This is a genomic window from Enterococcus sp. AN402 (assembly GCF_040719405.1).
GTDB lineage: Bacteria > Bacillota > Bacilli > Lactobacillales > Enterococcaceae > Enterococcus > Enterococcus faecalis.
In genome coordinates this window covers 1,846,192-1,869,575 of sequence record NZ_JBFDTM010000004.1, presented here as the reverse complement: position 1 = coordinate 1,869,575, position 23,384 = coordinate 1,846,192, and the positions used below count along the sequence as shown (strand labels likewise).

Sequence of the window (23,384 nt, the reverse complement as noted above, 5' to 3'; positions counted from 1 at the left end):
ATGGAAAGTACAGGGATTCAGCGGTTGTTTTACCTTTCCTGGACAGTAATCAAACTAAATTTACTGTTTGTTTTATTTAGTTTAGCTGGAGGGATTATTTTTGGTGTTGGTCCAGCACTCCAAATGATGACTGATTTCATTTTGGAAGAGGGCATGAATTATCAAGCAATCACCGTTAAACGAGCATTTGAATCATGGAAAGCACATTTTAAAAGAAGTAACTGTTATTTTTTACTTTTTCTCTTCACTTTAGGATTTGTTTTTTATAATATTTATTTAGCCGTTCAATTTACCGGAATAATGTGGTTAATTATTACATTTATTTTATTTTTTGTTTCCCTAATACTCGTTATTTTTTACATTTATATGCTACTATATGAAGGAAGCTATTTTATCTCAACTATTGATTTAATGAAGCTTTCATTTATCAGTATCTTTTTAAACCTCGGTGTATTTTTTAAAGTCTTATTCGGTGTAATTAGTATCGTTGCTTTAACTTGGAAAATGAAAGGACTGCTACTATTTGCTTCGTTTGCCTTAATTATGATGTGGTGTGCCTATGTCACGCGTAAAAATCGCCAGTTTATTGATGGAAAGTTGGAACAAAATGAAGCGAATCTTCAAAAAACTGTTTAAAAAAAAATATTTATTAAATCGATTAGTACAAAAATACAGTCTACTGTTAACAAGTATTATTTTGTTAACGGTGGCTGCTTTGTGCGTTTATGTTACTTATACAATTAACTTATCAATTGATTCACAAAAAAATAACGCCGTTTCCCAAATTGACAGCTATGTAACGAATAAAAATAATGCGGCGACAAATATGATTAATGAATTAGCTGGCTCTGCAAGTAAAATTGAAAACATGCGAAAATATATGGAACTTTCTCCTCCTGAGTATTTTGACTATACTTACAGCCAATGGTCGGAAGATCGGGTCAGTACCCACTTTGGAAATAATTTAAGTACATTATTTAGCACCTTTCCTGACTTAGAAGAAGTGATTATTCGCTTAGATGAATTTGATCAGGTTTTGTTCGCCAATCGCACAGCTACAAATGGGAAAAAAATGGATATGTCATCAATTAAAAAACATGGCTTTCAACTAATGCGAATTATCTCCGATCCTTATACAGGACAACCGTTGGGAGAATTGTACACTGTGTTTTCAAGTCAAGAGTTGCTAGGCAACCAAGCAGACTTATTGAAAAAATCAGGTATTAATGCGTTTATCTATGATAGTGCTGGGAATCAAATTTTTTCTGAAAAAGCACAATTTACCAAAGAAGAAGAGCGGCAACTAGATAAAAGAATGCACACCGATAGTGACATTCAACAGGTTTTTCATAATCGCTACGATATTACGGAAATAGAAAGCAGTGGCCGGAGTACCATTCTCTTATTAACAAGCCGCCGAGTCTTATTTCAACAATTGTTTATGAATTATGCGGCCATTTTAGGGATTGGGTTACTTTTGATTGTTATTTTATTAGTGGGCTTAAACCGCCTATTTAAACGCTATTCTCAACAAGTCCAATTAATTTTAGAAGCGACACGAGCCATTGGCGATGGCAATTTAAAAGAACGAATTGACACGAATCAAGTTCAGGAAGAGTTGAATGATATTGCTTCCGCGATTAATTTTATGGTAGACAGTTTAGATCAATACATTCACGATATTTATACTTTAGAAATTAAGCAACGTGATGCCCACATGAGAGCGTTACAGTCGCAAATTAATCCTCATTTTCTTTATAATACATTGGAATATATTCGCATGTATGCCTTGAGTCGGCAACAAGAAGAACTAGCTGATGTTGTCTATGCTTTTTCAACGTTACTTAGGAATAATATTAACCAAGAAAAAACCACGACCTTGGTAGAGGAAATCTCATTTTGCGAAAAGTATGTGTATTTGTATCAAATGCGTTATCCCGATCAATTTGCCTATAAGTTCGAAATAGAAGAAACAATTGCTGATGTTGAAATTCCTAAGTTCATCATTCAGCCGCTTGTCGAAAATTATTTTGTGCATGGTATTGACTATCAACGACAAGACAATGCTATTAAGGTCCACGCCTACCGAGAAGGCGAAAAAATTATTGTGGCTGTTGTGGATAATGGAAAAGGAATCACCGCCAATCGGTTAGAGGAAATTCGCGCACGTTTAAATCAAACAGAAATAGAAACGGAACAATCCATTGGATTAAGAAATGTTCATGAACGTTTACAACGCTTTTTTGGGGAGAGTTATGGTTTAACCATTGAAGGGAAAGAAGGAGAAGGGACGACAATTCGTCTTTCGTTTGTAGCATAAGGGGTGAAAAGATGTATCGAGTGATGTTTGTTGATGATGAATATATGATTTTAGAAGGCTTAAAATGGATTATTCCTTGGCAAGAGTTAGGCTTTGAAATTGTTAAAACAGCGCGTAGTGCGCAAGAAGCATTGGTTTTTTTAGAAACAGAATCCATTGATGTTTTATTAACAGATATTACGATGCCGGAAATGAGTGGGATCGAATTAATTGAGCAAGCAAAGAAAAAAGGACATCAATTTATTAGTTTAATTTTATCAGGTTATCAAGAGTTTGATTACGTCAAAAAAGGCATGGCTTTGCAGGTCCAAGATTATCTTTTGAAACCAGTCAATAAGCAAGAACTATTAGCCAATATCCAGAGAATTAAAACAGAATTGGACCAACAAAAAAAATCCCATGCCCGCGTGCGTCTATATCTAGAAAATGGCTTGATGCGTTGGCTTAATGATGAAATCAGCGAAGGGGAATACGAAGAGTTAATGCAGCAATTTGCGACTATAAAACCAGGTGATTTTACCGTTTTATTGGTTGAAGCTGAGATGCCATTTTTAGAAACAATCAAGGAACTATTTATGAAAAAAGGCCAACTGTTATTCATTGAAAGTTGGATGAGTACGTACCACCAATTGTTACTTATCTATAAAGGGGCCAGACAAGAAGCGTTCTTATTTATTCGTGAAATTGAAGCGATTCTAGCTGGTCAAGGTCAGATTTTTGTAGGGGAATCTGTCAATGAATGGGAAACGGTTTATGAAAGTTATGAGAAAGTAAAACAGTTGCAAGCAATTGAAACGTTTTATCAAGAATTTCTGCCAAATAATCAAAAAGAACAAATGAATCGTTCGGCAGAAGATTTTACTTTTCTAGCGTTTAACCAAGCCTTGATGATTGGGGATATGCAGACCATTCAACGGGAATTAGATGCTATTTTCAATCAGTTGAGTCAACAACATGCTACGCCAGAATATGTACGCTATGTAGTCTTCTTACTTTTTTCAGATATCTCCCGTCAGTATCCAACTGTGTTAGAAGAAAACTATGAAAAAATCGTGGAAGAAATTCGAGCTAGCAACAATCTTAATACACTGTATGCGTTAATGCAGCAAGTCTTGGCAGAAGTGAAAAATAAACCTAAAATAAAAAAATATTCAGAAAGTGTTAGCCAAGCTGTAGAAAGAATTGAACAAGGCTATTTAGAAGAATTAAACTTAAAAACGGTGGCGGATGAGCTTCATTTGAATCCTAGTTATTTAGGCCAAATTTTCAAAAAAGAAACCAAGCGGAGTTTTTCTCAATATTTGAATCAAGTGCGTACCAAACATGCCCAGAAATTATTATTGTACACGGATGATACAATCAACGAAATTTCAGAAAAAGTAGGATTTAACAATACCAACTATTTTTCAAAAATGTTTAAAAAATTAAATGGAATTACCCCAAAAGAATTTCGAGAGCAATACCAATCAAATTACGCAGGCGTCGAAGAATAAAAAGAAAGATGTTCAATTTTTATGAACATCTTTCTTTTTATTATTTTTCCGTACTTAATGAAAACGGTCGTTCTGCTGTGTTTTGTGGATTCGGGACGATCCCTAATTGATAATCTAAAGTCCCGCCGTTTAATAGTTCTTGATGAGTAAAGTAAGGCGCAGTATGTTTTTCTTGGTTTAACTGAATTTCATGAATAAATTGTTGTTGGACTTTGTTTGGTGATGTCTGAATGGTTAATTGTTTACCATTTGACAGTTTTACTTCCGCCGTCTGGACTAAAGGCATCCCGATTACATATTCACCAGTTCCTGGTGTGACGGGATAAAAGCCTAAGCTATTAAAAATATACCAAGCAGACATGCTACCATTGTCTTCATCACCTGGATAGCCAGTTGGTGAAGCATTAAATGTTTGCATTAGTTGTTTTAAAAGTGGTTGAGCCATCTCTGGTTTGCCGATGTAGCTGAATAGAAACGGATAATGGAAACTTGGTTGATTTGAGATGGCTAATTGACCAAAATCAATTGCGGCCATTTCACTCATTTCATGAATTTCAAAACCATAGCCTTCAACGTTAAAGTTAGGCGCTTGATTGCATAGCTGAATTAATTTTTTTTCGAAAGCTAACTCGCTACCATATAGCTTAATCAAACCTGCAAAATCTTGATAAACCGCAAAACTTGATTGCCAAGCACTTCCTTCGGCGTAATCTTTGCCCCAACGAATATCTAAAAAGTCAGGACGGAAATGGCCTTCAGTATCCTTTGCTTGCATAAAGCCAGTTTCAGGATTAAAAAGTTGTTGATAATTCAAGGCTTGTTGACGATAAAACGTTGCGGTCTCTGAATCATTCAGTGTTTTTGCAACTTGCGAAATACAGAAATCGCTGTACGCATAGTCTAAGGTATGATTGACAGATTCATGATAGGTTGAAGGAACATAGCCATATTTTAGATAATCCAGAGTTCCTTGACGTCCATAATTTTCTCGTTCGCTTTGTTGTGTGGCGCCTTTTTTCATCGCTTCTAGGAACTGAGGCATCAAGTCAGGACGAATCTTTTTCACGGCGGCATCAGCAATGACAGCGTCAATCAAGGTGCCGGGCATTAAACCACGCTCATCTGGAGATAACCATTTTGGCAAGAAACCTGTTTCGTTGTAACTATTTAAAAAGCCTTCTAGCATCTCTTCGTATTTTTCTTGAGCAATTAGTGAGAACAATGGGTAGACCGTTTTATAAGTATCCCAAAAGCCATTATTGGTATATAGTACACCAGGACGAACCGTTTGCGAGAACGTATCATAATGAATCGGCTGCTGATTTTCGTCCAATTCATAAAAGGTTTGCGGAAATAGGAATGTTCGATACAGTGTATGATAAAACGTTTTAGTATGTTCAGGGTTTTCATGCGTTACTTTAAGACGATCGAAATAATTATGCCAATCTGCGATTCCTTGTTGCAGCATCTCAGTAGAACGCAAAGAGATTTCTCGCGCTAAATTTAACTGCGCTTGTTTTTCAGAAATAAATGAACTACTAAAATGAACAACTTGTTGAGCAATATTTCCAAAAGAAAGAAGGATTTTGCCATCTTCACCTGAAGAAGGGGCAAACCATTTGGTTAAAGGCTGTTCAAAATGAAGCACGAAATAAAAACTAAAATCTGGATCTTCACAACCAGAATAGTTGATGACTTTTACAGCCACTTGATGGTCATCTAATTGTTTTACTTGATAACGTCCAGGCAGAGTTAGTAGTAAGTGATTATCTTTTTGTTGATAATCAATGGTTAAGATACCACCATACATGCTTGGGATTAATTGAGAAGTTATTTGATAGCGTAATTGAGTTAAGTTAATTTCGACAGGAGAAAAAAGGCTTTCTTCTGGACGATAAGAACTTTGGGCATGGAATAAAGAAAGTTCCGACAATGAACCACTGACAGGGGTCATTAATAAATGGCTAAAATCACCCATCCAAGGACTTGGTTGATGCGTTACTCGATAGCCTTGAAATGTTCGATCTTCTGGATGAAACCACCAGCTGCCTTTTTGGTCAGTTGTTTGCGGGGCGTAAAAGTTCATCCCAAATGGCACGCCAGTATAGGGTAGACAATTTCCATTTGAAAAACTATGTTGGTTGGCAGTTCCGTGTCGCGTATCAATCGCTTGAATATTCATGAAAGTAGCTCCTTTGTTTTAAATGATATATCATATAGGCTGATTATAGCACAAAAAACAAGAAATGAAAGCGTATTTATTTGCTTTTTTTTTTATTTTTAACGAATTGGTATATTCAATTTGGAAAGGGAATTGACAAGCATGTTACAATGGATAAGGAATCGATATTGGAGTGATTGTTATTTATTTTTTTAGTACAAAAAGTCAGCAATTTTTTGCGTATGTTTGGGCCATTTTCCCAGTCATCGCCTTTTTTTTGGTTAGTTTTTATACATTGGATTTTTTATTTTCCCCAAGCTATTTAATTATGGTGCCTGTATTTACTATTATGTTTAAAATTAACTATAAAAAAGATTATTCATTTGTAGCGCTGCTCAAAATGAGTATCAGGCAATTTGTGATCAGTTTTTTAGCATTTATAGCTAGTAGTTCCTTTAGCTGGTCTATTATTTTAAATAGTAGTGTGACATTTTTAATTGTTTATTTATTTTATTCATCTGCGACACCGATGCGGTACCATAGTTATTTGATGATGTTTACGTTTTGTCAGTTAATTCAGGTTAAAGGAAATACATTTTTGATGCAATCTCAAGTTGTGGCCTTTTTAATTGGTCTTTTTTTATTGGCTTTAACACTAAACGCTTGGTGGCAAACAGGATTAAGTCAGCTAACCAACTTAAAGAGTAGAGGCCATGTTCGCTTTTTTAAAAGCATTCAATTAAATATAAAGCAACAGAAATTGGCGGTTATTAATTTCTGGCACGACTTACAACAGACTTTTTTTGGGATTACAAGTTTCAAACAATTTTTAGAAAGTCCTGACGAAAGGGTGCAACGATTTCGTTTAGCTATTCGTATGAGTTTCACCATTACGCTGAGTTTTATTTTAATGTGGAGTGTAGGAGGCATTAAAATAATTTGGATTCCGATGAATGTTTTTCTACTCTTGCATCCAGTGAAAGCAGAAATGAATACGCGTATTAAGACACGTTTTTGGGGGACTCTTTTAGGATGTTTCCTTAGTCTGTTTGTTGTCAATTGGCTTCAATTGCCACTGACACACCTCATTGTTTCTAGTTTGATTGGCATTTTTGTTTATGCCCTAAAACCAGGAACCGTGTTACAAGTGACAATGGCAACGATTTTTGGGTTATGTTTGGCAACAATTAGTTTACGAGGGATGTACGCTGCAGAGTTGCGGGTCTCTTTTGTATTATTGGCAATTTTTGTTGTTTGCTTAATTGATTTAGGTTTATTTGTTTATCAGCGTATTTTACGTTTTTAAAAAGTGTGGCACAGAGGGTGATTTACCCGTTGTGCCACACTTTTTAATTTTCTAAATTCGTTAATTTTTCCAAGTAATGATTTTCTATTTGCGGAAAATCTATTTTTTCTGGTGCTGTATCAGGGGTTTCAACTACTTGCTTCAAGCGGTTGAGAACAATTGACCAACCAGCGATATCTTTATGGCGAGGTGTTGTAAAATTTTCTGGGAGAGATTCTGAAAAGACTAACAGGGTCTGATGAGGTGCTTGTTCTTTTAAGTCAAAATAGATGATACCAGTATCCCAAGTCACGCCCAGATATTTTTCCTCTGCATAATCAGTGAAAGGCATTGTTTCTTCAAAATCGGGCAGAATAAACCGCCAAAACCCGTTAACACCTAATTCACCAATTTCTAATTCTGGAAACCATTGTTTTAGCTTGTCTGTCTCAGTCAGGTAGCGCCAAATCGTTTGAGGGCTGGCTGAAATTGCCCGTTCTGTACCAAAATAAATCGTCTGGTTTTCTAAGCGAAAGGTATCTTTCATTTTGTTTCTCTCCTTTATTTATTATTCATGAAGTTCTAAAGGTAGTCCATCTGGATCAAAAAAGAAGGTCATTTTTTCACCCGTAAAATCATCTACTCGTAGCGGTTCTGTTTCAATTCCTTGCTCATTTAAAAAAGCAATCACTTCTTCAATATGTTCAACTTTAAAAGCTAAATGACGTAATCCTAAAGCTTCAGGATAAGAGGGGCGAGCGGGAAATTGATCAAAAATGAAAATTTCTAATTCTTGGCTGCCTAATTTTAAATCTAATTTAATATCATTTTTTTCGGGACGATGATTTTCGCGAAGAACTTCAAAGCCCAACTTTTCGACATAAAAATTTTTAGTTGCTTGATAATTTGAGGCATTGATTGCCACATGATGAATTTCTTTAAAAAACATTTTTCATACTCCTTTTCGTTTTTTCCCTCTGTAGTATAGCAATAAAGAAGCAGCTAAAAAAGCGTTCTGTTTGACTCTTTAAGAAAAGACAAGGGATTTGTAAAAAAATAAAATTATTTTTTTTGAAAGAAAGCGCTTGCCAAAAAAAGAATAATCAAGTATGATGTATATACAACTTAATTGTATATACAAGTTTGAGAGGAGAATGTAAAATGGGTAAGTTTCAAAGCGATGCACAACAGTTGTTGAAAGCAGTAGGAGGCAAAGAAAATATTTCAGCTGTTTCTCATTGTGCAACTCGAATGCGTTTTGTATTAAAAGATCCAAAAAAAGCGGATGTACCTGTGATTGAAGATATTCCTTCTGTAAAAGGAACCTTTACCAATGCTGGACAGTTTCAAGTAATTATTGGGAATGAAGTCCCACAATTTTATAATGATTTTTCTGCAATTTCCGGTTTAGAAGGGGTTTCAAAAGAAGAAGGGAAAGCAGCTGCCAAAAGTAATTTGAGTCCTGTTCAACGAGTTGTTTCTGTTTTAGCTGAGATTTTTACACCATTAATTCCTGCACTTGTTATCGGGGGATTGATTTTAGGATTCCGCAATATTTTGGAAGGGGTTCCATTTGGCTTTCTTGATGGTCAAACAATCGTGGAAGTTTCTCAATTTTGGAATGGAGTCAATTCATTCTTATGGTTAATCGGCGAAGCAATTTTCCACTTCTTGCCAGTTGGGATTACGTGGAGTATTACGAAGAAAATGGGAACCACACAAATTTTGGGGATTGTCCTAGGGATTACATTAGTCTCACCACAACTTCTGAATGCTTATTCAGTTGCGACGACTAAAGCAGCAGAAATTCCTTTCTGGGATTTTGGGTTTGCTCAAGTTAACATGATTGGTTATCAAGCGCAAGTTATCCCAGCTATGTTAGCCGGCTTCTTGCTTGCCTATCTTGAAATTTTCTTTAGAAAAGTGATTCCTCAAGCAATTTCAATGATTTTTGTCCCATTGTTTGCTTTAGTACCGACAGTATTGGCTGCACATGTCATTTTAGGACCAATCGGTTGGACGATTGGTAGTTGGGTTTCTGATATTGTGAATGCAGGATTAACGTCAACATTTAATTGGTTATTTGGCGCCGTCTTTGGCTTTATGTACGCACCATTAGTTATCACTGGGTTGCATCATATGAGTAATGCTATTGATTTACAGTTGATTGCTGACTTTCAGTCAACCAACTTATGGCCAATGATTGCTTTATCAAATATTGCACAAGGTTCAGCAGTTTTAGCGGTTATCTTTATGCATCGTGGAAACAAAAAAGAAGAACAAGTTTCGATTCCAGCAATGATTTCTTGTTACCTAGGTGTGACTGAACCAGCGATGTTTGGGATCAACTTAAAATATGTTTATCCATTTGTTGCGGGCATGATTGGTTCAGCAATGGCAGGAATGTTTGCCACTTTAATGGGCGTTCGTGCGACAAGTATCGGCGTCGGTGGCTTGCCAGGAATTTTATCTATTGTGCCACAATATTACTTGCCGTTTTTAGGCGCAATGGTGATTGCCATTATCGTACCAATGGGCTTAACTTATATTTTCAGAAAGAAAGGCATCTTTAATAAAGTCGATCCAGTTGATGAAGCAACAGGGATGTTATACAGCGAAGAAGGGTAATCGCTTTTTGAAGTAAAGAAGAATTCGTAGAAAAATGTCTACGAATTCTTCTTCTTTTTATAGAAACTATTGGCTTTTTTCTCTCTTTCAGTTAGACTAAAAAGGTTGAGAAAAGGAGAGCGTAAAAATGGATATTTATTTAAAAAAAGCAATTTTACACATTATTGATCGAGAAACTGGGACGCCGGTTTTTTCTGAAAAGGAACTAGATTTAACCACTGAGTATATTCGAACGTATTTAACTGCAAAAATTTCAAAACTTTCGACTGCACAAACAAAGACTGGAACATTGGCGGAAAATAGTTCCTTTGTTGACACGTTACGTGGGATTCCTAGTGATTTTGTGAAGAAAAGCCAAGAAGTTACCCAACATTGGTATGATGTTTATTCAGGAAGCGAAGATGCGCCTAGTGCTGATATTTTGTTCATTTTATATGAATTAGATACGGTGTTACATGTCGCAATGATTAAATTAAACTATAAAGAAAGTTACACGCATTACGTCGACTATGAAGAAGAATCAGTTTATAACAAACTGATTATCAATCGAGCAATTTTGTCTTCAAAATCACAAAAACCAGATGAAGGAATTACAGTTGACTTAGATACATTAGCGTTTGAATTACTAGAGAAAAGATATGAATTTTCAGGAGAAAAAATCTGGTATTTCTCTGAAAAAGTGATTGAGACGCAAGCGGCACCTTCCATGGAAGAAAATATCAAAGAAATTAAAAAGGCAGTCAAACGCATTGGAAAGAAATTTAACGAAGATGAGTTTGAACTAATGGCTTCTGTAAAAGAAGCGGTATATGATAGCATTGAGGAAACGGGAACGATTGACAATGAGCAAATTGCTGAACAAGTGTTTAAAGAAAATGTATCAGCTAAATTAGCTTACCAAGAAGAAGTGAATGAGTCGAAATTTGTCGACAAAACACCGCCAGTCAGAGAATCTCGCGAAATTTCTGAAAAGAAATTTGGCAAACAAAAGTTAAAAATGGATAACGGTATTGAATTAATTGTTCCGTTAGATGTTTACCGCAATGGCGATTTAATTGAATTTGTTAATAATCCAGATGGTACAGTGTCCATCATGCTAAAAAATATCGAAAAAATTAGTAATCAATTATAAAGAAAAAACCGTTGGTCGCTTGCCAACGGTTTTTTCTTTATTTTAATTTTTCTAAAGCTTTTTCAGGGACTTCTTTTTCTGTCACTTCATTCCAGCTGATCACGCCTTTACGGGGATTAACTTTCAATTTTAGATAGGCTTTCATACGCAAAGGTTGATCACGGGATTCGTTTAATTCCACGGTTTTTTCTTCACCGTTTTTATTAAACGCAGGTTGTTGATAGTAATAAATGGTCATTGCTTCACCAGAATTTGTTTTTTCATCTTTCTTTTCACCAGATGTTGTGATTTGTGTATAATAGGCTTCTCCACCGTAATAGTAATTATAAACGCCCCAGCTACCACCTGCTAAAATGACTATGGGAATTAATATTTTTAGTAATGTTTTCATTTTCCTCACCTCAAGGAATAGTATGCCTTTTTTTTAGGAAATTTGCCATATTTTTTTCCGTTAATTGAGTGACAATTTTGTTAGTTTCGGCACTTTCTTGAAAAATTCATCATTTTTTTAAACAAAAGACAACGTTTGTCGCTCCCTTTTTTTCACTATCATGCTACAATAAAGAAAAAAAGATGGAGGTAGAGGACAATGATGCCCTTTTATTTTGGAATCGATCCAACCTATATATTGGTAATTATCGGAATTGCGATTTCTGGTGCGGCCTCCGCATATGTTAACAGTACCTTTCGTAAATATGATCAAGTACGAAGCAGTAAACATGTTACAGGCACGCAGGCAGCACAATATATTTTACAAAAAGAACAAATTAATGATGTTGGAGTTCAGCAAATTGCTGGTGATTTAACTGACAATTATAATTCTGGAAACAAAATGTTGAGCTTATCCGAAGCCACTGCTCAATCGACATCGGTCGCGGCTATTGGCGTGGCGGCTCATGAATGCGGACATGCGGTACAAGATCATACGAACTATGTGCCTTTACGTCTTCGTGCAGCTATTGTTCCAGTTGCCAACATCGGTTCAACCATCTCCTTTCCACTAATTTTGATTGGTGTTTTATTTAGTTGGAATCAAACATTAATCAACATTGGAATTTTGGCTTTTTCATTAGCCTTGATTTTTCAATTGGTGACTTTACCGGTGGAGTTTAATGCGTCTAGACGTGCATTAAGTATTCTTTCTGAAGGTGGGTTATTAACAGAAGAAGAAGTCCCAATGGCCAGAAAAGTTCTTTTTGCAGCTGCACTTACCTACGTAGCAGCTGCGCTTTCGACCTTTTTACAACTTTTACGTTTGGTTATTTTATTTGGTGGCAACAACCGCCGAGACTAAGTGCCAGCAAAGGTCTTTCTATTACGCATAAAAGTAATAATATGTTATGATTAAAATAGAAAATAACAGAGGAGCTGAAGGAAATGAAAGCATCAACAAAAATTGGTATCGGTTTAAGCATTGCTGCAGTTGCAAGTGTCTCTGTTGCAGTCATCGCTTCTGAAAAAATTATTAAGAAGGTATCTCATGTTTCCAATCGTTATAAAGTTAAAAAGTTTGTAGACGATAAATTTGATGGAAACCAAAAATTATTATCGATTGTCGATGATTTATCCGATGATGAATTAGATTCTGTTTTAAATGTTGTGGATCGTGTGAAAGATGGCGGTTCAAAATTAGCTGAATATGGCGAAAAAGTTAAAGACAATACAGATTCTTTAAAAGAACGCTTTTTCACATTTATTGAAGATGCAATGAAGTAAAAAAGATGGCCTAGGCCATCTTTTTTTTATAAAAATAATTCTTTTGTTTCAACATAATAGCCTCTGCCACCAACTAGAACTTGATCAATTGTCTTTTGGGATGTAGTGTTCAAACGCACTAAGACTTCTGAAGGAGCGTTTAAGGTATAACCTTGGGCAAAGGTGTAATTGGTTTTTTGTAAAATTTGGTGATGGTACAGATAACAAGCTAACGCACCATTTGATGTACCAGTAGCGGCTTCTTCATCGATGTCATAAAGGGGTGCAAAATTCCTACAAATGATATTTTCTTCAGACAAAGCAAAAAGATGCATCCCAATAACTCCATACTTTTGACTAAGTAACTTAATTTTTTCAAAGTTTGGTTGTAAATCCTGTAATAATTGCGCATTTTTAATGGGAACCAAAATATCTTTTAGGCCCGTTGACACAATCTGGATAGGAAAAGCAGTTGCCACTGCGTTTAAATCAAAGCAGCCGCTCAATTCTTCTAAAGTGAGCGTATCATAAAAAGTTGGGACAGTTTGTTCCATAAATAGTTGTTCACCGTTCGCCGTGATTGCGAGCAAACCGCTGTTCGTTTCGATTGTATATTCTGTTTGCAATAATTTATTTAAGTGCTTCATGATGGTGAAAGCGCCAATTGTCGCGTGGCCACATAAGTCGACTTCTTCTTTTGGTGTAAAATATTCAAGGCGGAAATCAGCAATCTTTGAGTCTGAAATAAAAGCAGTTTCTGCAAATCCTAGTTCTTTGGCGATGGCCATTTTTTGGGTTCTCGTTAAGGGCTGTGTCATAAAAACAACGCCTGCTTTGTTGCCACCTTCGTGGTTTTTACTAAATGCACTAGCGACATATGCGGTAATTTTCATTGGAACGCCTACTTTCTAATTGGGAATAAAAAACATACGAGTAAAAAATGGACGTACTACTTTCTTAATAACAAATAACAAAAGATTAAATCATCCATTTTTTTTAAAGATAAGCCAGTTTGTTCAAAAAACTTTTCCAACCGATAGTGTAAAGTATTTCGATGCATAAATAAATCTTTTGCAGTGGAGCTGATATTGCCTTGATTTTTCCACAAAGCGCTGATGATTGGCTGAATATCGGTGTCTTTATTTAATAAACGACGATAGTACTCAACAAGTACATTTTGGCTCATGGCTTCCTTGGTAAAATAGTGGAGGGCAACATCAGTTAAACTAAAAACAGTCGTCCGACTAGAGGAATTAAGTTCTTCTGAAAAAATACGTTGTTCTTCATGGAAACAACGCCGGAGAATGTCTTCAGAGGAATAAAAATTGCCAACAAATACAGCACTAGTGCAATCAAAGTCTGTATCTAATGTTAAAAAAATCCCTTGAATTTCTTCTTGTTGAAAGGTATTTTTTGACTGTTCTTCAACTAAAATATACATATTATTACTTGGACTGAAACAATCAACTGTATCTGGAAACATCTTTGTTAAATTAAATTGCCATTCAGCTTGTAATTCTTTTGTGACATTCGTTTGAATTTGCAACATACGAAAGGTCCCTTCGGCAGGTAATTTTGCCTGTTGAAATAAGTAACTGAACCAAGGATGGTTACCAGTAATTGTTGGGTTTTCAGAAATTGGGAAAAGCGCTTCCAACAAATGCTGTTCTTTAATACTTAAGAAAGCTTTATTCACAATGAAAAATTGGTCGTCAACAGGAATTGAATAGGTGGCTTCGGAACCAATTGTTTTTGATAAATAGCCTTTGGGATAAAGCTGAGATAAATTTTCAATAATCATAGACACACCTCACTGATTTATTGTACCATGAAGCAAGACAGAAGTTTAGTAGGAAAAAGCCGAAAGGTGGAAATTAATTGGGAAAAAAAGAAACAACGTTAACACAAGAAGAAAAAGAATTTTTTATGCGAGAAGCCATTGCAGAAGCGAAAAAAGCAGAAGGTTTGGCTGAGGTGCCTATTGGAGCTGTGATAGTTCGGCAAGGGGAAATTATTGGCCGCGGGCATAATCTGAGAGAAGCACGGCAAGAAGCAACGGCGCATGCAGAAATGTATGCAATCCAAGAAGCGTGTCGCGGGATAGAAAATTGGCGTCTAGAAGAAACCCAATTATTTGTAACTTTAGAACCTTGTCCAATGTGTAGTGGGGCGATGCTTTTAGCACGAATTCCAGAAGTTTATTATGGCGCAACTGATCCTAAAGCAGGCACTGCTGGCACATTGATGAATTTATTAGAAGATGAACGCTTCAATCATGTGGCCTATGTCGAAGCAGGCGTTTTAGAAGAAGAGTGTCGCTTATTGTTAGTTCAGTTCTTTAAAAAGTTACGGGCAAAGAAAAAAGAAGAGAAAATTTTAAAAAATCAAAAGAAAGACTAGTCAAAAGAATAAAAATACGTTATACTAGGTTTTGCCGAAAGGCTAGGACAATGGCGGGCTAGTGAATTGTGTCAGATCCGGAAGGAAGCAGCACTAAGCAAGTGCCGCCATGTGTCTGATTGAATAAGGAACGTATCAAGGCTGAGAAGCCTTTTTTTATTTGAAATAAAAAGAAGCAAGCCGTTATTTTTACGGCTTGCTTCTTTTTAAATTTATGCCCAATCGCCATTTCTAAAAACTGGAACAATCGTCCCGTCTTCCTTAATGCCGTCAATATTCATTTTGTCAGATCCTACCATAAAGTCCACATGTGTTTGGCTACGATTTAAACCAGCTTCAGCTAATTCTTCTTCGCTCATCTCCGTGCCGCCTTGTAAGTTGAAGGCATAGGCCGAACCAAAGGCTAAATGATTAGAGGCATTTTCATCAAACAATGTATTATAAAAAATCAAACCGGATTGTGAAATTGGTGAAGGGTCTGGTACTAAAGCAACTTCTCCTAAGTGTTTGGCACCTTCATCAATAGCTAAGAGATTTTTCAATGCTTCTTCGCCTTGTTCAGCTGAGAAGTCAACAACTTTTCCATCTTTAAATGTAAATTTCATTCCCGAAATGATTGTGCCAGCATAACTTAGTGGTTTTGTACTAGAAACATAACCATCAACGCGGCGACTATCTGGGGCGGTGAAAACTTCTTCTGTTGGCATATTAGCCATGAATTCTTCCCCACGAGCGTTATAACTACCAGCGCCTTCCCATAAATGGTTTTTAGGCAAACCAATCGTTAAATCTGTCCCAGGAGCTGTGTAGTGTAAAGCAGTAAATTGTTGTTCGTTTAATTCAGCCGCTTTTTCTTGTAATTTTTTATCATGGATATCCCAAGCAATGACTGGGTTTTCTTCATAAATTCGTGTTGTTTTGAAAATTTCATTCCAAAGTGCATCAACTTGTTCTTCACTTGTTGCTAATTCTGGAAAGACTTTAGCTGCCCAGCCTTCACTAGAAGCAGCTACAACAGTCCAACTTACTTTGTTGGCTTGCGTTGCTTTTCGTAGGTTGACCAATGCTTTCCCATTAGCCGCTTGGAAAGCTGCTACACGTTGTGCATCCACGCCAGCTAATGCATCAGGATTAGAAGAAACCACGCTAATTCGGCTTGCGCCTTTGGCAATCCAATCATCGGTTTGATCAATTTTATATTGAGGAACATTTTCAATACGATCAGTTGCAGCATGGGCTAAAAATTCACGTTGAATGGTTTCGTCGCTCCATTGAACAATTACTTCGGCCGCGCCTAAGCGATAAGCTTCTTCCGTAATTAAGCGGGCAAGGGGCGCTTGATCGACACTGATTTGTAAAACAACCGTATGATTGTCCTGAACATTGACACCCGTTTCAGCAATTAAACGTGCATATTTCTTTAGATTTTCATTAAAATTCTCTAAGGTCATTCGTGATTCCTCCTTCATTTTGATGGGTAATGACTGCTCATATCATAACACGGAAGAGCAGGGAACTCAACGAAATAAAGCCTTTATCAACTGTTATTTTAAGTTGGGGTAAAAGTTGTCGTGCTCCCGCTCAGTGAACTTTTGTACAAAGAGTTGTTCTAATTTTGCATAATAGAAAAATCGTGTTACAATAACCATAAGCATTTATTTGGAAGCGTTGTATATGAATGAATAAAGGGGATAGGGAATTATGGCAAGAAAAAAAACCATTACGAAAGAGCAGATTTTAACAGCTGCCTATGAAGTAGTCGCCACTGAAGGATTTTCGAAGTTCACTGCACGTAATATTGCTAATAAAATGAAATGTTCCACCCAACCGATTTATTTGGAATTTAAAAACATGGATGATTTACGCGATGCTTTATTCCAAAAAATTCATAAATACTTAGCGAAAGAAGTCTTTCCAGTAAAACATACCGGGAATACAATTGTTGATTTGGCTTTAAACTATATTCATTTTGCGACAAGTGAAAGTAAGCTATACCGTGCGCTTTATTTAGAAGAATATGGTGGCGGCAAAAAAATGCAAGAATTCTCTTATCACTATTTTACTGAAGCGGTAAAAGCTGATCCTGAGTATGCTAATTTAAACGATGTTCAAATTGACTCTTTACACATGGGAACATGGGTGGTCGCTACTGGTGTGGCTGCATTGATGACTTCTGGAATTATCCATCCTTCAGAAGAACAAATCATTCATTTAATGAAAGATAGTATTGAAGCAATTCTTGAACGAGATGAACCAATTGATATTGACCTATAAAAATTAAAAAAAGTGTAACCTCATGCTGATAACTTCTGTGAGGTTACAGCAAAAGACTGTTTCTTAAAAGAACGGTCTTTTTTTGTTAAGTGTATTAATGGTAGATTATTCGCAACCATGCTACAGTAAAGAAGAGAAATAGAAAGGGGCAAAAAACATGAACCGAGTGAAAGATAAGCGTTTATGGATAAGTATTGTAGGAATTACCGGACTAGGGCTCTTGTCGGGCTTATTTTCAGTAAATGCGAGAGAATATTATCAAGCGTTGAGATTACCAAGTTTTGCTCCGCCAGGCTGGTTATTTGGACCGGTGTGGTTGGTGTTGTATATTTTTATGGGCATTACTTTTTATTTCATCTTAGTTCATCCAAATAAACAACAGAAAAAACGGATGATTACGCTATTTATTTTACAATTTATTGCAAACTTTTTCTGGACATTTTTCTTTTTTTCTTTACAAAATAATTTATTATCTGTGATTGATATCTCATTGTTATGGCTATTATTAATAGTTCAACAGTGGGACTACTTGCGTTATAAATTAATAACGCGTGGCTGGTTGATGATTCCTTATATTCTTTGGGTTACTTTTGCGGCAGCTTTAAATTACAGTATTTTATTTTTAAATTAGGAATATCAAAACACCAGAGAAAAATGGGAACTAGCCATTTTTTTCTGGTGTTTTTTTATTTATTTCAACGTAGTTATTCTGCAGCAGTTGCTAATTTTTTCGCAAATTCTTCTAAACGTTGGATGTCGTCTTCTTCAGCGGCTAGATCAACTTTAACGCTGTCGGCGCCTTTTTTTGCCCCAATTTGAGTAAAGACTGCTTCGAAGTCGTCCACCGATTTACAAAAATCATCATAAAACGTGTCTCCTGAACCACAAACGCCGAAGATTTTTCCTGATAAATCAATCTCTTGTAAGTCTTCATAAAAGTCGACAATTTCATCAGGTAAATCGCCATCGCCATACGTATATGTAGCTACTACACAGATATCGGCCTCTTCAAAATCAGCGGCATCGACTTGCGTACACTCATCAATTTCGACCTCTAATTCTAAATCTTCAAATGCTTCTGCAACAATGTCGGCAATTTCTTCTGTATTCCCAGTCATGCTTGCATACACAATTTTAGCTAACGTCATAAACTTTCTTCCCCCTCATACAATTCTGTCACTTATTATAGCAGATGCGCATTTCTTATAAAAGACTAGCGAGTGCTTTTATTAAGGGACTTTTTGAAAATTGGTGTTTGAACAATCTTTTTTGCAAAAAATGTGATAAAATAATTTGAATGAAACAAGTTTAGGAGAGATAGTATGATTACATTAAAATCACCACGAGAAATTGAAATGATGGATGAATCAGGGGAATTATTAGCGGATGTTCACCGTCATTTACGGACGTTTATTAAACCTGGCATTACAAGCTGGGATATTGAAGTATTTGTGAGAGACTTTATTGAAAGTCATGGTGGCGTGGCGGCTCAAATTGGCTATGAAGGCTACAAATATGCTACTTGTTGTAGTATCAACGACGAAATCTGCCACGGATTTCCTCGTAAAAAAGTATTAAAAGATGGCGACCTAATCAAAGTAGATATGTGTGTCGACTTAAAAGGCGCAATCTCTGATTCATGCTGGTCTTATGTCGTGGGTGAATCAACACCTGAAATTGACCGCTTGATGGAAGTAACCAAAAAAGCGCTATATCTTGGGATTGACCAAGCACAAGTAGGAAATAGAATTGGCGACATTGGTCATGCAATTCAAACGTATGTAGAAGGAGAAGGCTACGGGGTAGTTCGCGATTTTGTAGGCCACGGCATTGGCCCAACTATCCATGAAAGTCCAATGATTCCTCACTATGGTGAAGCAGGTAAAGGACTACGTTTAAAAGAGGGAATGGTTATTACCATTGAGCCAATGGTTAACACAGGAACTTGGCGCATGAAAATGGACCCAAATGGTTGGACTGCTTATACTGAAGATGGCGGTCTAAGTTGTCAATATGAACATTCATTAGCGATTACGAAAGAAGGTCCAAGAATCTTAACGTCACAAGGCGAAGAATTGACTTATTAATAAGGAGAGTGTGTGATGAAGTTTCTCGACAACATCAAAAAGAATCAATCTTTGATGCGTTTTATTGAGACAACGCAAAGTCACATGGTCACAGCCGAAATAGGCAACAGCTCAGTGGTTGTTGCCTATTATTTATTACTCTCGCTGTTTCCATTACTGATTGCGGTAGGTAATGTCTTACCTTATTTAAGAATCGACCCTAATTCTGTGTTGCCTTATATTGCAGAGGCGATTCCGAAAGATGTTTATAAGAACTTAGAACCAGCGATTCGTTCACTATTGACTCAACGTTCAGGCGGGTTGCTTTCTGTTTCCGCTTTAGCAGCATTTTGGAGTGCCAGTCAAAGTATTAATGCACTACAAAACGCGATGAATAAAGCTTTTGGTGTCGAACAAAGGAAAAATTTTATTCTCGTAAGAGTGGTCTCATTTTTAGTTATTTTGTTATTTATGGTAGCGATTGTTGGTGTAGTAGTAATTTTAGGTCTGGGTCAGTACATTATTGAATTAATGCAACCAATTTTCCATTACTCAACGTCTGTGATCGATACTTTCCAAGCGTTAAAATGGCCGTTAACGACCGTTGTTTTATTAGTGATTATGTGTTTGATTTATGCGGTCGTTCCTAATCGGAAATTATCGTTACGTTCTATTTTGCCAGGGGCTATTTTTTCGACAGTCGGTTGGATGCTATTATCACAAATTTTTGGTTTGTACGTAAAATATTTTAGTTCTAGAATCGCAAGTTATCAAATCATTGGGAGTTTTATCATCTTAATGTTATGGCTGAATTTTGCTGCCACGATTATTATTTTAGGAGCAATTGTCAACGCTGTCGTCGATGAATACTTATCTGGAGATAAAGAAAAAAAACAACCAAGTTTTGAACAACGCTTGTTTAGATGGTTTAAAAAGAAAAAATAAATGGATTTCTTTAAAAAAGTCTAAACCGTTGCCAGAACACATGTTTCAGCTTGTAAATGCTTCAGTTTACGGTATAATATACCCTGAACGAGAAGAAAGTGGGTTCGACTATGTCACTATTTATTTATGAAGTTTTGATACGTTTATTTATGACATTTATCTTATCTTTGCTATTAACACCACTTGTTAAGCTTCTAGCGTTTCGGATTGGCGCCTATGATGCACCAGGAGAGCGACGAATCAATACCAAAAATATGCCTACAGCAGGAGGACTTGCAATCTATATTGCTTTTGCTAGTTCATGTTTATTGATTTTTCGTTCGATTATCCCACAAGATTATATTTGGCCGATTATTTTGGCTGGTGGAATGGTTGTTTTGACAGGCCTCATTGATGATATTAAAGAGATTACTCCAATGAAAAAAACAATCGGTATTTTGTTAGCAGCATTAGTTATTTATTTTGTTGCTGGAATTCGGATAGATTTTGTGACGTTGCCAGTTGTTGGAATGATTGATTTGCGCTGGTTTAGTTTACCATTAACTTTATTGTGGATTTTAGCGATTACGAATGCAGTAAATTTAATTGATGGTTTGGATGGTTTAGCATCAGGCGTATCCATTATTGGATTAACCACGATTGGTATTACAGGGTATTTTTTCCTACATGCTAAAACGGTCTATATTCCAATTGTTATTTTTATTTTAGTTGCTAGCATTGCGGGATTTTTCCCATACAATTTTTATCCGGCTAAAATATTTCTAGGAGATACTGGGGCGTTATTCCTCGGGTTTATGATTGCAGTAATGTCGTTACAGGGCTTAAAAAATGCTACGTTTATTACGGTAATTACGCCAATGGTGATTTTAGGTGTGCCAATTACGGATACGGTTTATGCAATTATTCGACGGCTATTGAACAAGAAGCCCATTTCCTCAGCAGATAAAATGCATTTGCATCACCGCTTGTTATCTTTAGGCTTTACCCATAAAGGGGCGGTCATGACTATTTATGCATTAGCGTTAGTTTTTTCCTTTGTCTCTTTATTGTTCAGCTATTCAAGTACAGTAGCATCAATTTTATTAATTGTCTTTTGTTTAATTGGCTTAGAACTATTCATTGAACTAATCGGTCTAGTTGGCGAAGGACATCAACCGTTGATGTATTTGTTACGGATTTTAGGGAATCGTGAATATCGTCAGGAGCAAATGAAAAAGCGACTTGGCAAGCATTCTAAGAGAAAGTAAAGAAATCTTTAGGTTGCTTTGCGAGAGCGTAAACCTATGATATAATTCCATTAAAATTAAAAAAGTATATGTGTGAAACATATGCTTTTTTTTTAAGACGATGTTTCAGTAGTAAGGAGAAATGAGCATGCAAGAAATGGTAACAATCTCGATTGTCACTTATAATAGTCGTTACATTTTTAATGTACTAGACCAATTAAAAGCCGAACTGGGTACTGATAGTATCTATGATATTCATATCTATGACAATCATTCTGAAACAGCGTATCTTGAAAAATTAACAACATATGAACCATTTATTACTATCCATCGCGCTGAAGAAAATCAAGGGTTTGGTCATGGTCATAATCAAGTGTTATTCAATGCTTCGACAAAGTATGCAATTATTTTTAATCCCGATGTTTTGGTTACTAAAGACGTGCTTGATCGTCTATTAGACCGTATCAAAATAGATAAGAACATTGCAGTCGTTAGCCCTAAAGTGCTAAATGAAGATGGCACGACGCAATATTTAGTTCGTCAAAAATTAGATGTTTTCGATTATATGTTACGTTTTATTCCCTTTCAATTTGTAAAGAAAATTTTTGATAAACGTTTGAGTATTTATGAATGTCGCGATTTGTCGGATACAGAAACAACGGATATTAAAATGGGCTCAGGCTGTTTTATGTTGATTGATCGTGAAAAATTCGTTGAAATTGGTGGGTTCGATGAACGTTTCTTCATGTACTTTGAAGACAACGATTTATGTTTACGTTTTGGCAAAGCAGGCTATCGGATTCTCTATACGCCTTTTGAAACGGTTGTTCACATGTATGAAAAGGGCGCCCATAAAAGTCGTAAATTGTTTAAAATCTTTATGCAATCAATGGGGAAATTTTTTAACAAATGGGGCTGGAGGTTCTTTTAATGAGTCAAAGATTAGCGGTAGTCATCGTCTTATATCAAATGAAAATGGCTGATACGCCGAATTATTTGTTATTAAAAGAAGTGGTAAATCATCCCGAATTGCACTTATTTATTTATGACAACAGTCCACTTCCTCAAGAAGATGCATTATTTTTACAACAAAATGTTACTTATCGACATAATCCTGATAATCCAGGACTAGCGACCGCTTATAATGAAGCGATTGCTTTTAGTCAAACGAATCAATGTGAATTATTGTTGCTTCTTGACCAAGACACAGAAGTGCCAGCTTCTTATTTTGATACGTTGATCATCATGCCGTTAGATCCGACTGTGGCAGTCTATGTTCCAATTGTAGAAGCAAATGGACAACAAATTTCGCCAGTTTATAGTGATCAATATGTTGGACTTAAAGGAGCAAAGCCAACAGCAGGGATAGCCAACCAACCGTTGATGGCTATCAATTCTGGTACAGTCATTACGGCAGAAACACTGCGCTGGTTGGAAGGATTTTCGGAAGAATTTCCTTTGGACTATTTAGATCATTGGTTCTTTTATCAATTGAATCAAGCCAATAAAAAGATTGAAGTCTTACCAATCCACCTAAAACAAGAATTGTCTGTTTTAGATTATCGTACAATGAGTCCTCAACGTTATCGCTCTATTATTGAAGCAGAAACGTTATTTTATCGTCGATATGATCAAGAAAAGTTTTCCCATCATCGACGCCATTTATTTTTACGCAGTAGTAAGCAATTTTTAACTGTCAAAAATCGCCAAATTTGGCGGCAAACATTGGCAGAATTTCTCAAGTTAATGAAAGGATAAT

Annotated in this window: 24 protein-coding genes and 1 other RNA gene; 17 read left to right on the top strand and 8 right to left on the bottom strand. The window is 36.1% G+C overall.

All coding sequences use genetic code 11. The features are described 5' to 3' along the window. Genes AB1I62_RS10510 through AB1I62_RS10500 form a run of 3 tightly spaced genes read left to right on the top strand, consistent with a single transcriptional unit; the run spans position 1 to position 3,813 of the window. The gene (locus tag AB1I62_RS10510) at positions 1 to 636 is read left to right on the top strand and encodes a YesL family protein (RefSeq protein WP_002362905.1); all 636 of its coding nucleotides are present in this window, start codon (positions 1 to 3) and stop codon (positions 634 to 636) included. Continuing rightward, positions 590 to 2,320, top strand: a complete 1,731-nt coding sequence (locus tag AB1I62_RS10505) for a sensor histidine kinase (protein WP_164978375.1) — start codon at positions 590 to 592, stop codon at positions 2,318 to 2,320. Before AB1I62_RS10510 ends, AB1I62_RS10505 begins: the two co-directional genes overlap by 47 nt. An 11-nt stretch (positions 2,321 to 2,331) precedes the next feature. After that, positions 2,332 to 3,813 (top strand): response regulator transcription factor, encoded by a 1,482-nt coding sequence (locus AB1I62_RS10500; protein WP_104859353.1) that lies wholly within the window; start codon positions 2,332 to 2,334, stop codon positions 3,811 to 3,813. Between the two features lie 40 nt (positions 3,814 to 3,853). Here the strand turns inward: AB1I62_RS10500 and AB1I62_RS10495 are convergent, their stop codons facing one another. Beyond that, positions 3,854 to 5,995, bottom strand: a complete 2,142-nt coding sequence (locus AB1I62_RS10495) for a GH92 family glycosyl hydrolase (protein ID WP_002362129.1) — start codon at positions 5,993 to 5,995, stop codon at positions 3,854 to 3,856. A 172-nt stretch (positions 5,996 to 6,167) separates the two neighbouring features. Between AB1I62_RS10495 and AB1I62_RS10490 the strand changes: the two genes are divergently transcribed. Next, positions 6,168 to 7,280 (top strand): FUSC family protein, encoded by a 1,113-nt coding sequence (locus tag AB1I62_RS10490; protein WP_002380533.1) that lies wholly within the window; start codon positions 6,168 to 6,170, stop codon positions 7,278 to 7,280. Between the two features lie 43 nt (positions 7,281 to 7,323). On the opposite strand, the gene AB1I62_RS10485 is transcribed toward AB1I62_RS10490, so the two are convergent. Both AB1I62_RS10485 and AB1I62_RS10480 read right to left on the bottom strand, forming a co-directional pair. After that, positions 7,324 to 7,806, bottom strand: a complete 483-nt coding sequence (locus tag AB1I62_RS10485; protein ID WP_002374438.1) for an SRPBCC family protein — start codon at positions 7,804 to 7,806, stop codon at positions 7,324 to 7,326. 21 nt (positions 7,807 to 7,827) lie between these two features. Beyond that, positions 7,828 to 8,208 carry a VOC family protein gene (locus tag AB1I62_RS10480; RefSeq protein ID WP_104859352.1) on the bottom strand — a complete coding sequence of 127 codons (381 nt, stop codon included), beginning with the start codon at positions 8,206 to 8,208 and terminating at the stop codon, positions 7,828 to 7,830. A 212-nt stretch (positions 8,209 to 8,420) separates the two neighbouring features. On the opposite strand from AB1I62_RS10480, the gene treP reads away from it, so the two are divergent. Continuing rightward, positions 8,421 to 9,887, top strand: coding sequence for a PTS system trehalose-specific EIIBC component (treP, locus tag AB1I62_RS10475; protein ID WP_002383776.1), 1,467 nt, complete (start codon positions 8,421 to 8,423; stop codon positions 9,885 to 9,887). Between the two features lie 127 nt (positions 9,888 to 10,014). Then, positions 10,015 to 11,019 carry a nucleoid-associated protein gene (locus tag AB1I62_RS10470; protein ID WP_002356866.1) on the top strand — a complete coding sequence of 335 codons (1,005 nt, stop codon included), beginning with the start codon at positions 10,015 to 10,017 and terminating at the stop codon, positions 11,017 to 11,019. Positions 11,020 to 11,056: 37 nt separating this feature from the next. Here AB1I62_RS10470 and AB1I62_RS10465 read toward each other — a convergent pair whose 3' ends face one another. Then, on the bottom strand, positions 11,057 to 11,410 hold the full coding sequence (locus AB1I62_RS10465; protein ID WP_002387247.1) for a YxeA family protein: 354 nt from the start codon (positions 11,408 to 11,410) through the stop codon (positions 11,057 to 11,059). A gap of 198 nt (positions 11,411 to 11,608) precedes the next feature. On the opposite strand from AB1I62_RS10465, the gene AB1I62_RS10460 reads away from it, so the two are divergent. Together AB1I62_RS10460 and AB1I62_RS10455 are read left to right on the top strand one after the other, a co-directional pair. Beyond that, positions 11,609 to 12,313, top strand: coding sequence for a zinc metallopeptidase (locus AB1I62_RS10460; RefSeq protein ID WP_002384290.1), 705 nt, complete (start codon positions 11,609 to 11,611; stop codon positions 12,311 to 12,313). Positions 12,314 to 12,396: 83 nt separating this feature from the next. Continuing rightward, positions 12,397 to 12,735 (top strand): hypothetical protein, encoded by a 339-nt coding sequence (locus tag AB1I62_RS10455; RefSeq protein WP_002356871.1) that lies wholly within the window; start codon positions 12,397 to 12,399, stop codon positions 12,733 to 12,735. A gap of 26 nt (positions 12,736 to 12,761) precedes the next feature. On the opposite strand, the gene AB1I62_RS10450 is transcribed toward AB1I62_RS10455, so the two are convergent. Both AB1I62_RS10450 and AB1I62_RS10445 read right to left on the bottom strand, forming a co-directional pair. After that, on the bottom strand, positions 12,762 to 13,607 hold the full coding sequence (locus AB1I62_RS10450) for a PhzF family phenazine biosynthesis protein (RefSeq protein ID WP_010710597.1): 846 nt from the start codon (positions 13,605 to 13,607) through the stop codon (positions 12,762 to 12,764). A 56-nt stretch (positions 13,608 to 13,663) separates the two neighbouring features. Then, positions 13,664 to 14,515: a helix-turn-helix domain-containing protein gene (locus AB1I62_RS10445; RefSeq protein ID WP_002383772.1), complete on the bottom strand. Its 852-nt coding sequence runs from the start codon at positions 14,513 to 14,515 to the stop codon at positions 13,664 to 13,666. A gap of 77 nt (positions 14,516 to 14,592) precedes the next feature. Here AB1I62_RS10445 and tadA point away from each other — a divergent pair, with 77 nt between their 5' ends. Together tadA and ffs are read left to right on the top strand one after the other, a co-directional pair. Then, positions 14,593 to 15,114: a tRNA adenosine(34) deaminase TadA gene (gene tadA, locus AB1I62_RS10440; protein ID WP_104859349.1), complete on the top strand. Its 522-nt coding sequence runs from the start codon at positions 14,593 to 14,595 to the stop codon at positions 15,112 to 15,114. Positions 15,115 to 15,154: 40 nt separating this feature from the next. Further along, positions 15,155 to 15,239, top strand: an RNA gene (ffs, locus tag AB1I62_RS10435) — signal recognition particle sRNA small type. A gap of 87 nt (positions 15,240 to 15,326) precedes the next feature. Here ffs and AB1I62_RS10430 read toward each other — a convergent pair. Next, positions 15,327 to 16,565: an aminopeptidase gene (locus tag AB1I62_RS10430; protein WP_104859348.1), complete on the bottom strand. Its 1,239-nt coding sequence runs from the start codon at positions 16,563 to 16,565 to the stop codon at positions 15,327 to 15,329. Between the two features lie 250 nt (positions 16,566 to 16,815). Here AB1I62_RS10430 and AB1I62_RS10425 point away from each other — a divergent pair, with 250 nt between their 5' ends. Together AB1I62_RS10425 and AB1I62_RS10420 are read left to right on the top strand one after the other, a co-directional pair. Further along, positions 16,816 to 17,388, top strand: a complete 573-nt coding sequence (locus AB1I62_RS10425; protein ID WP_002356883.1) for a TetR/AcrR family transcriptional regulator — start codon at positions 16,816 to 16,818, stop codon at positions 17,386 to 17,388. Between the two features lie 157 nt (positions 17,389 to 17,545). Next, positions 17,546 to 18,019: a TspO/MBR family protein gene (locus AB1I62_RS10420; protein WP_002384294.1), complete on the top strand. Its 474-nt coding sequence runs from the start codon at positions 17,546 to 17,548 to the stop codon at positions 18,017 to 18,019. Positions 18,020 to 18,092: 73 nt separating this feature from the next. Here AB1I62_RS10420 and AB1I62_RS10415 read toward each other — a convergent pair whose 3' ends face one another. Next, positions 18,093 to 18,536 carry a flavodoxin gene (locus AB1I62_RS10415; RefSeq protein WP_002356885.1) on the bottom strand — a complete coding sequence of 148 codons (444 nt, stop codon included), beginning with the start codon at positions 18,534 to 18,536 and terminating at the stop codon, positions 18,093 to 18,095. 174 nt (positions 18,537 to 18,710) lie between these two features. Between AB1I62_RS10415 and map the strand changes: the two genes are divergently transcribed. The 5 genes from map (at position 18,711) to AB1I62_RS10390 (ending at position 23,383) form a co-directional block, all read left to right on the top strand. After that, positions 18,711 to 19,475 (top strand): type I methionyl aminopeptidase, encoded by a 765-nt coding sequence (gene map, locus AB1I62_RS10410; protein WP_002389095.1) that lies wholly within the window; start codon positions 18,711 to 18,713, stop codon positions 19,473 to 19,475. 15 nt (positions 19,476 to 19,490) lie between these two features. Next, a complete protein-coding gene (locus tag AB1I62_RS10405) occupies positions 19,491 to 20,399 on the top strand; it encodes a YihY/virulence factor BrkB family protein (protein WP_104859347.1) in 909 nt (302 codons plus the stop codon). Between the two features lie 110 nt (positions 20,400 to 20,509). Further along, the gene (locus tag AB1I62_RS10400; RefSeq protein ID WP_002366956.1) at positions 20,510 to 21,646 is read left to right on the top strand and encodes an MraY family glycosyltransferase; all 1,137 of its coding nucleotides are present in this window, start codon (positions 20,510 to 20,512) and stop codon (positions 21,644 to 21,646) included. A 121-nt stretch (positions 21,647 to 21,767) separates the two neighbouring features. Next, the gene (locus AB1I62_RS10395) at positions 21,768 to 22,556 is read left to right on the top strand and encodes a glycosyltransferase family 2 protein (RefSeq protein WP_002359892.1); all 789 of its coding nucleotides are present in this window, start codon (positions 21,768 to 21,770) and stop codon (positions 22,554 to 22,556) included. Further along, positions 22,556 to 23,383, top strand: coding sequence for a glycosyltransferase (locus AB1I62_RS10390; protein WP_002376950.1), 828 nt, complete (start codon positions 22,556 to 22,558; stop codon positions 23,381 to 23,383). Before AB1I62_RS10395 ends, AB1I62_RS10390 begins: the two co-directional genes overlap by 1 nt. Position 23,384: the final 1 nt, after the last annotated feature.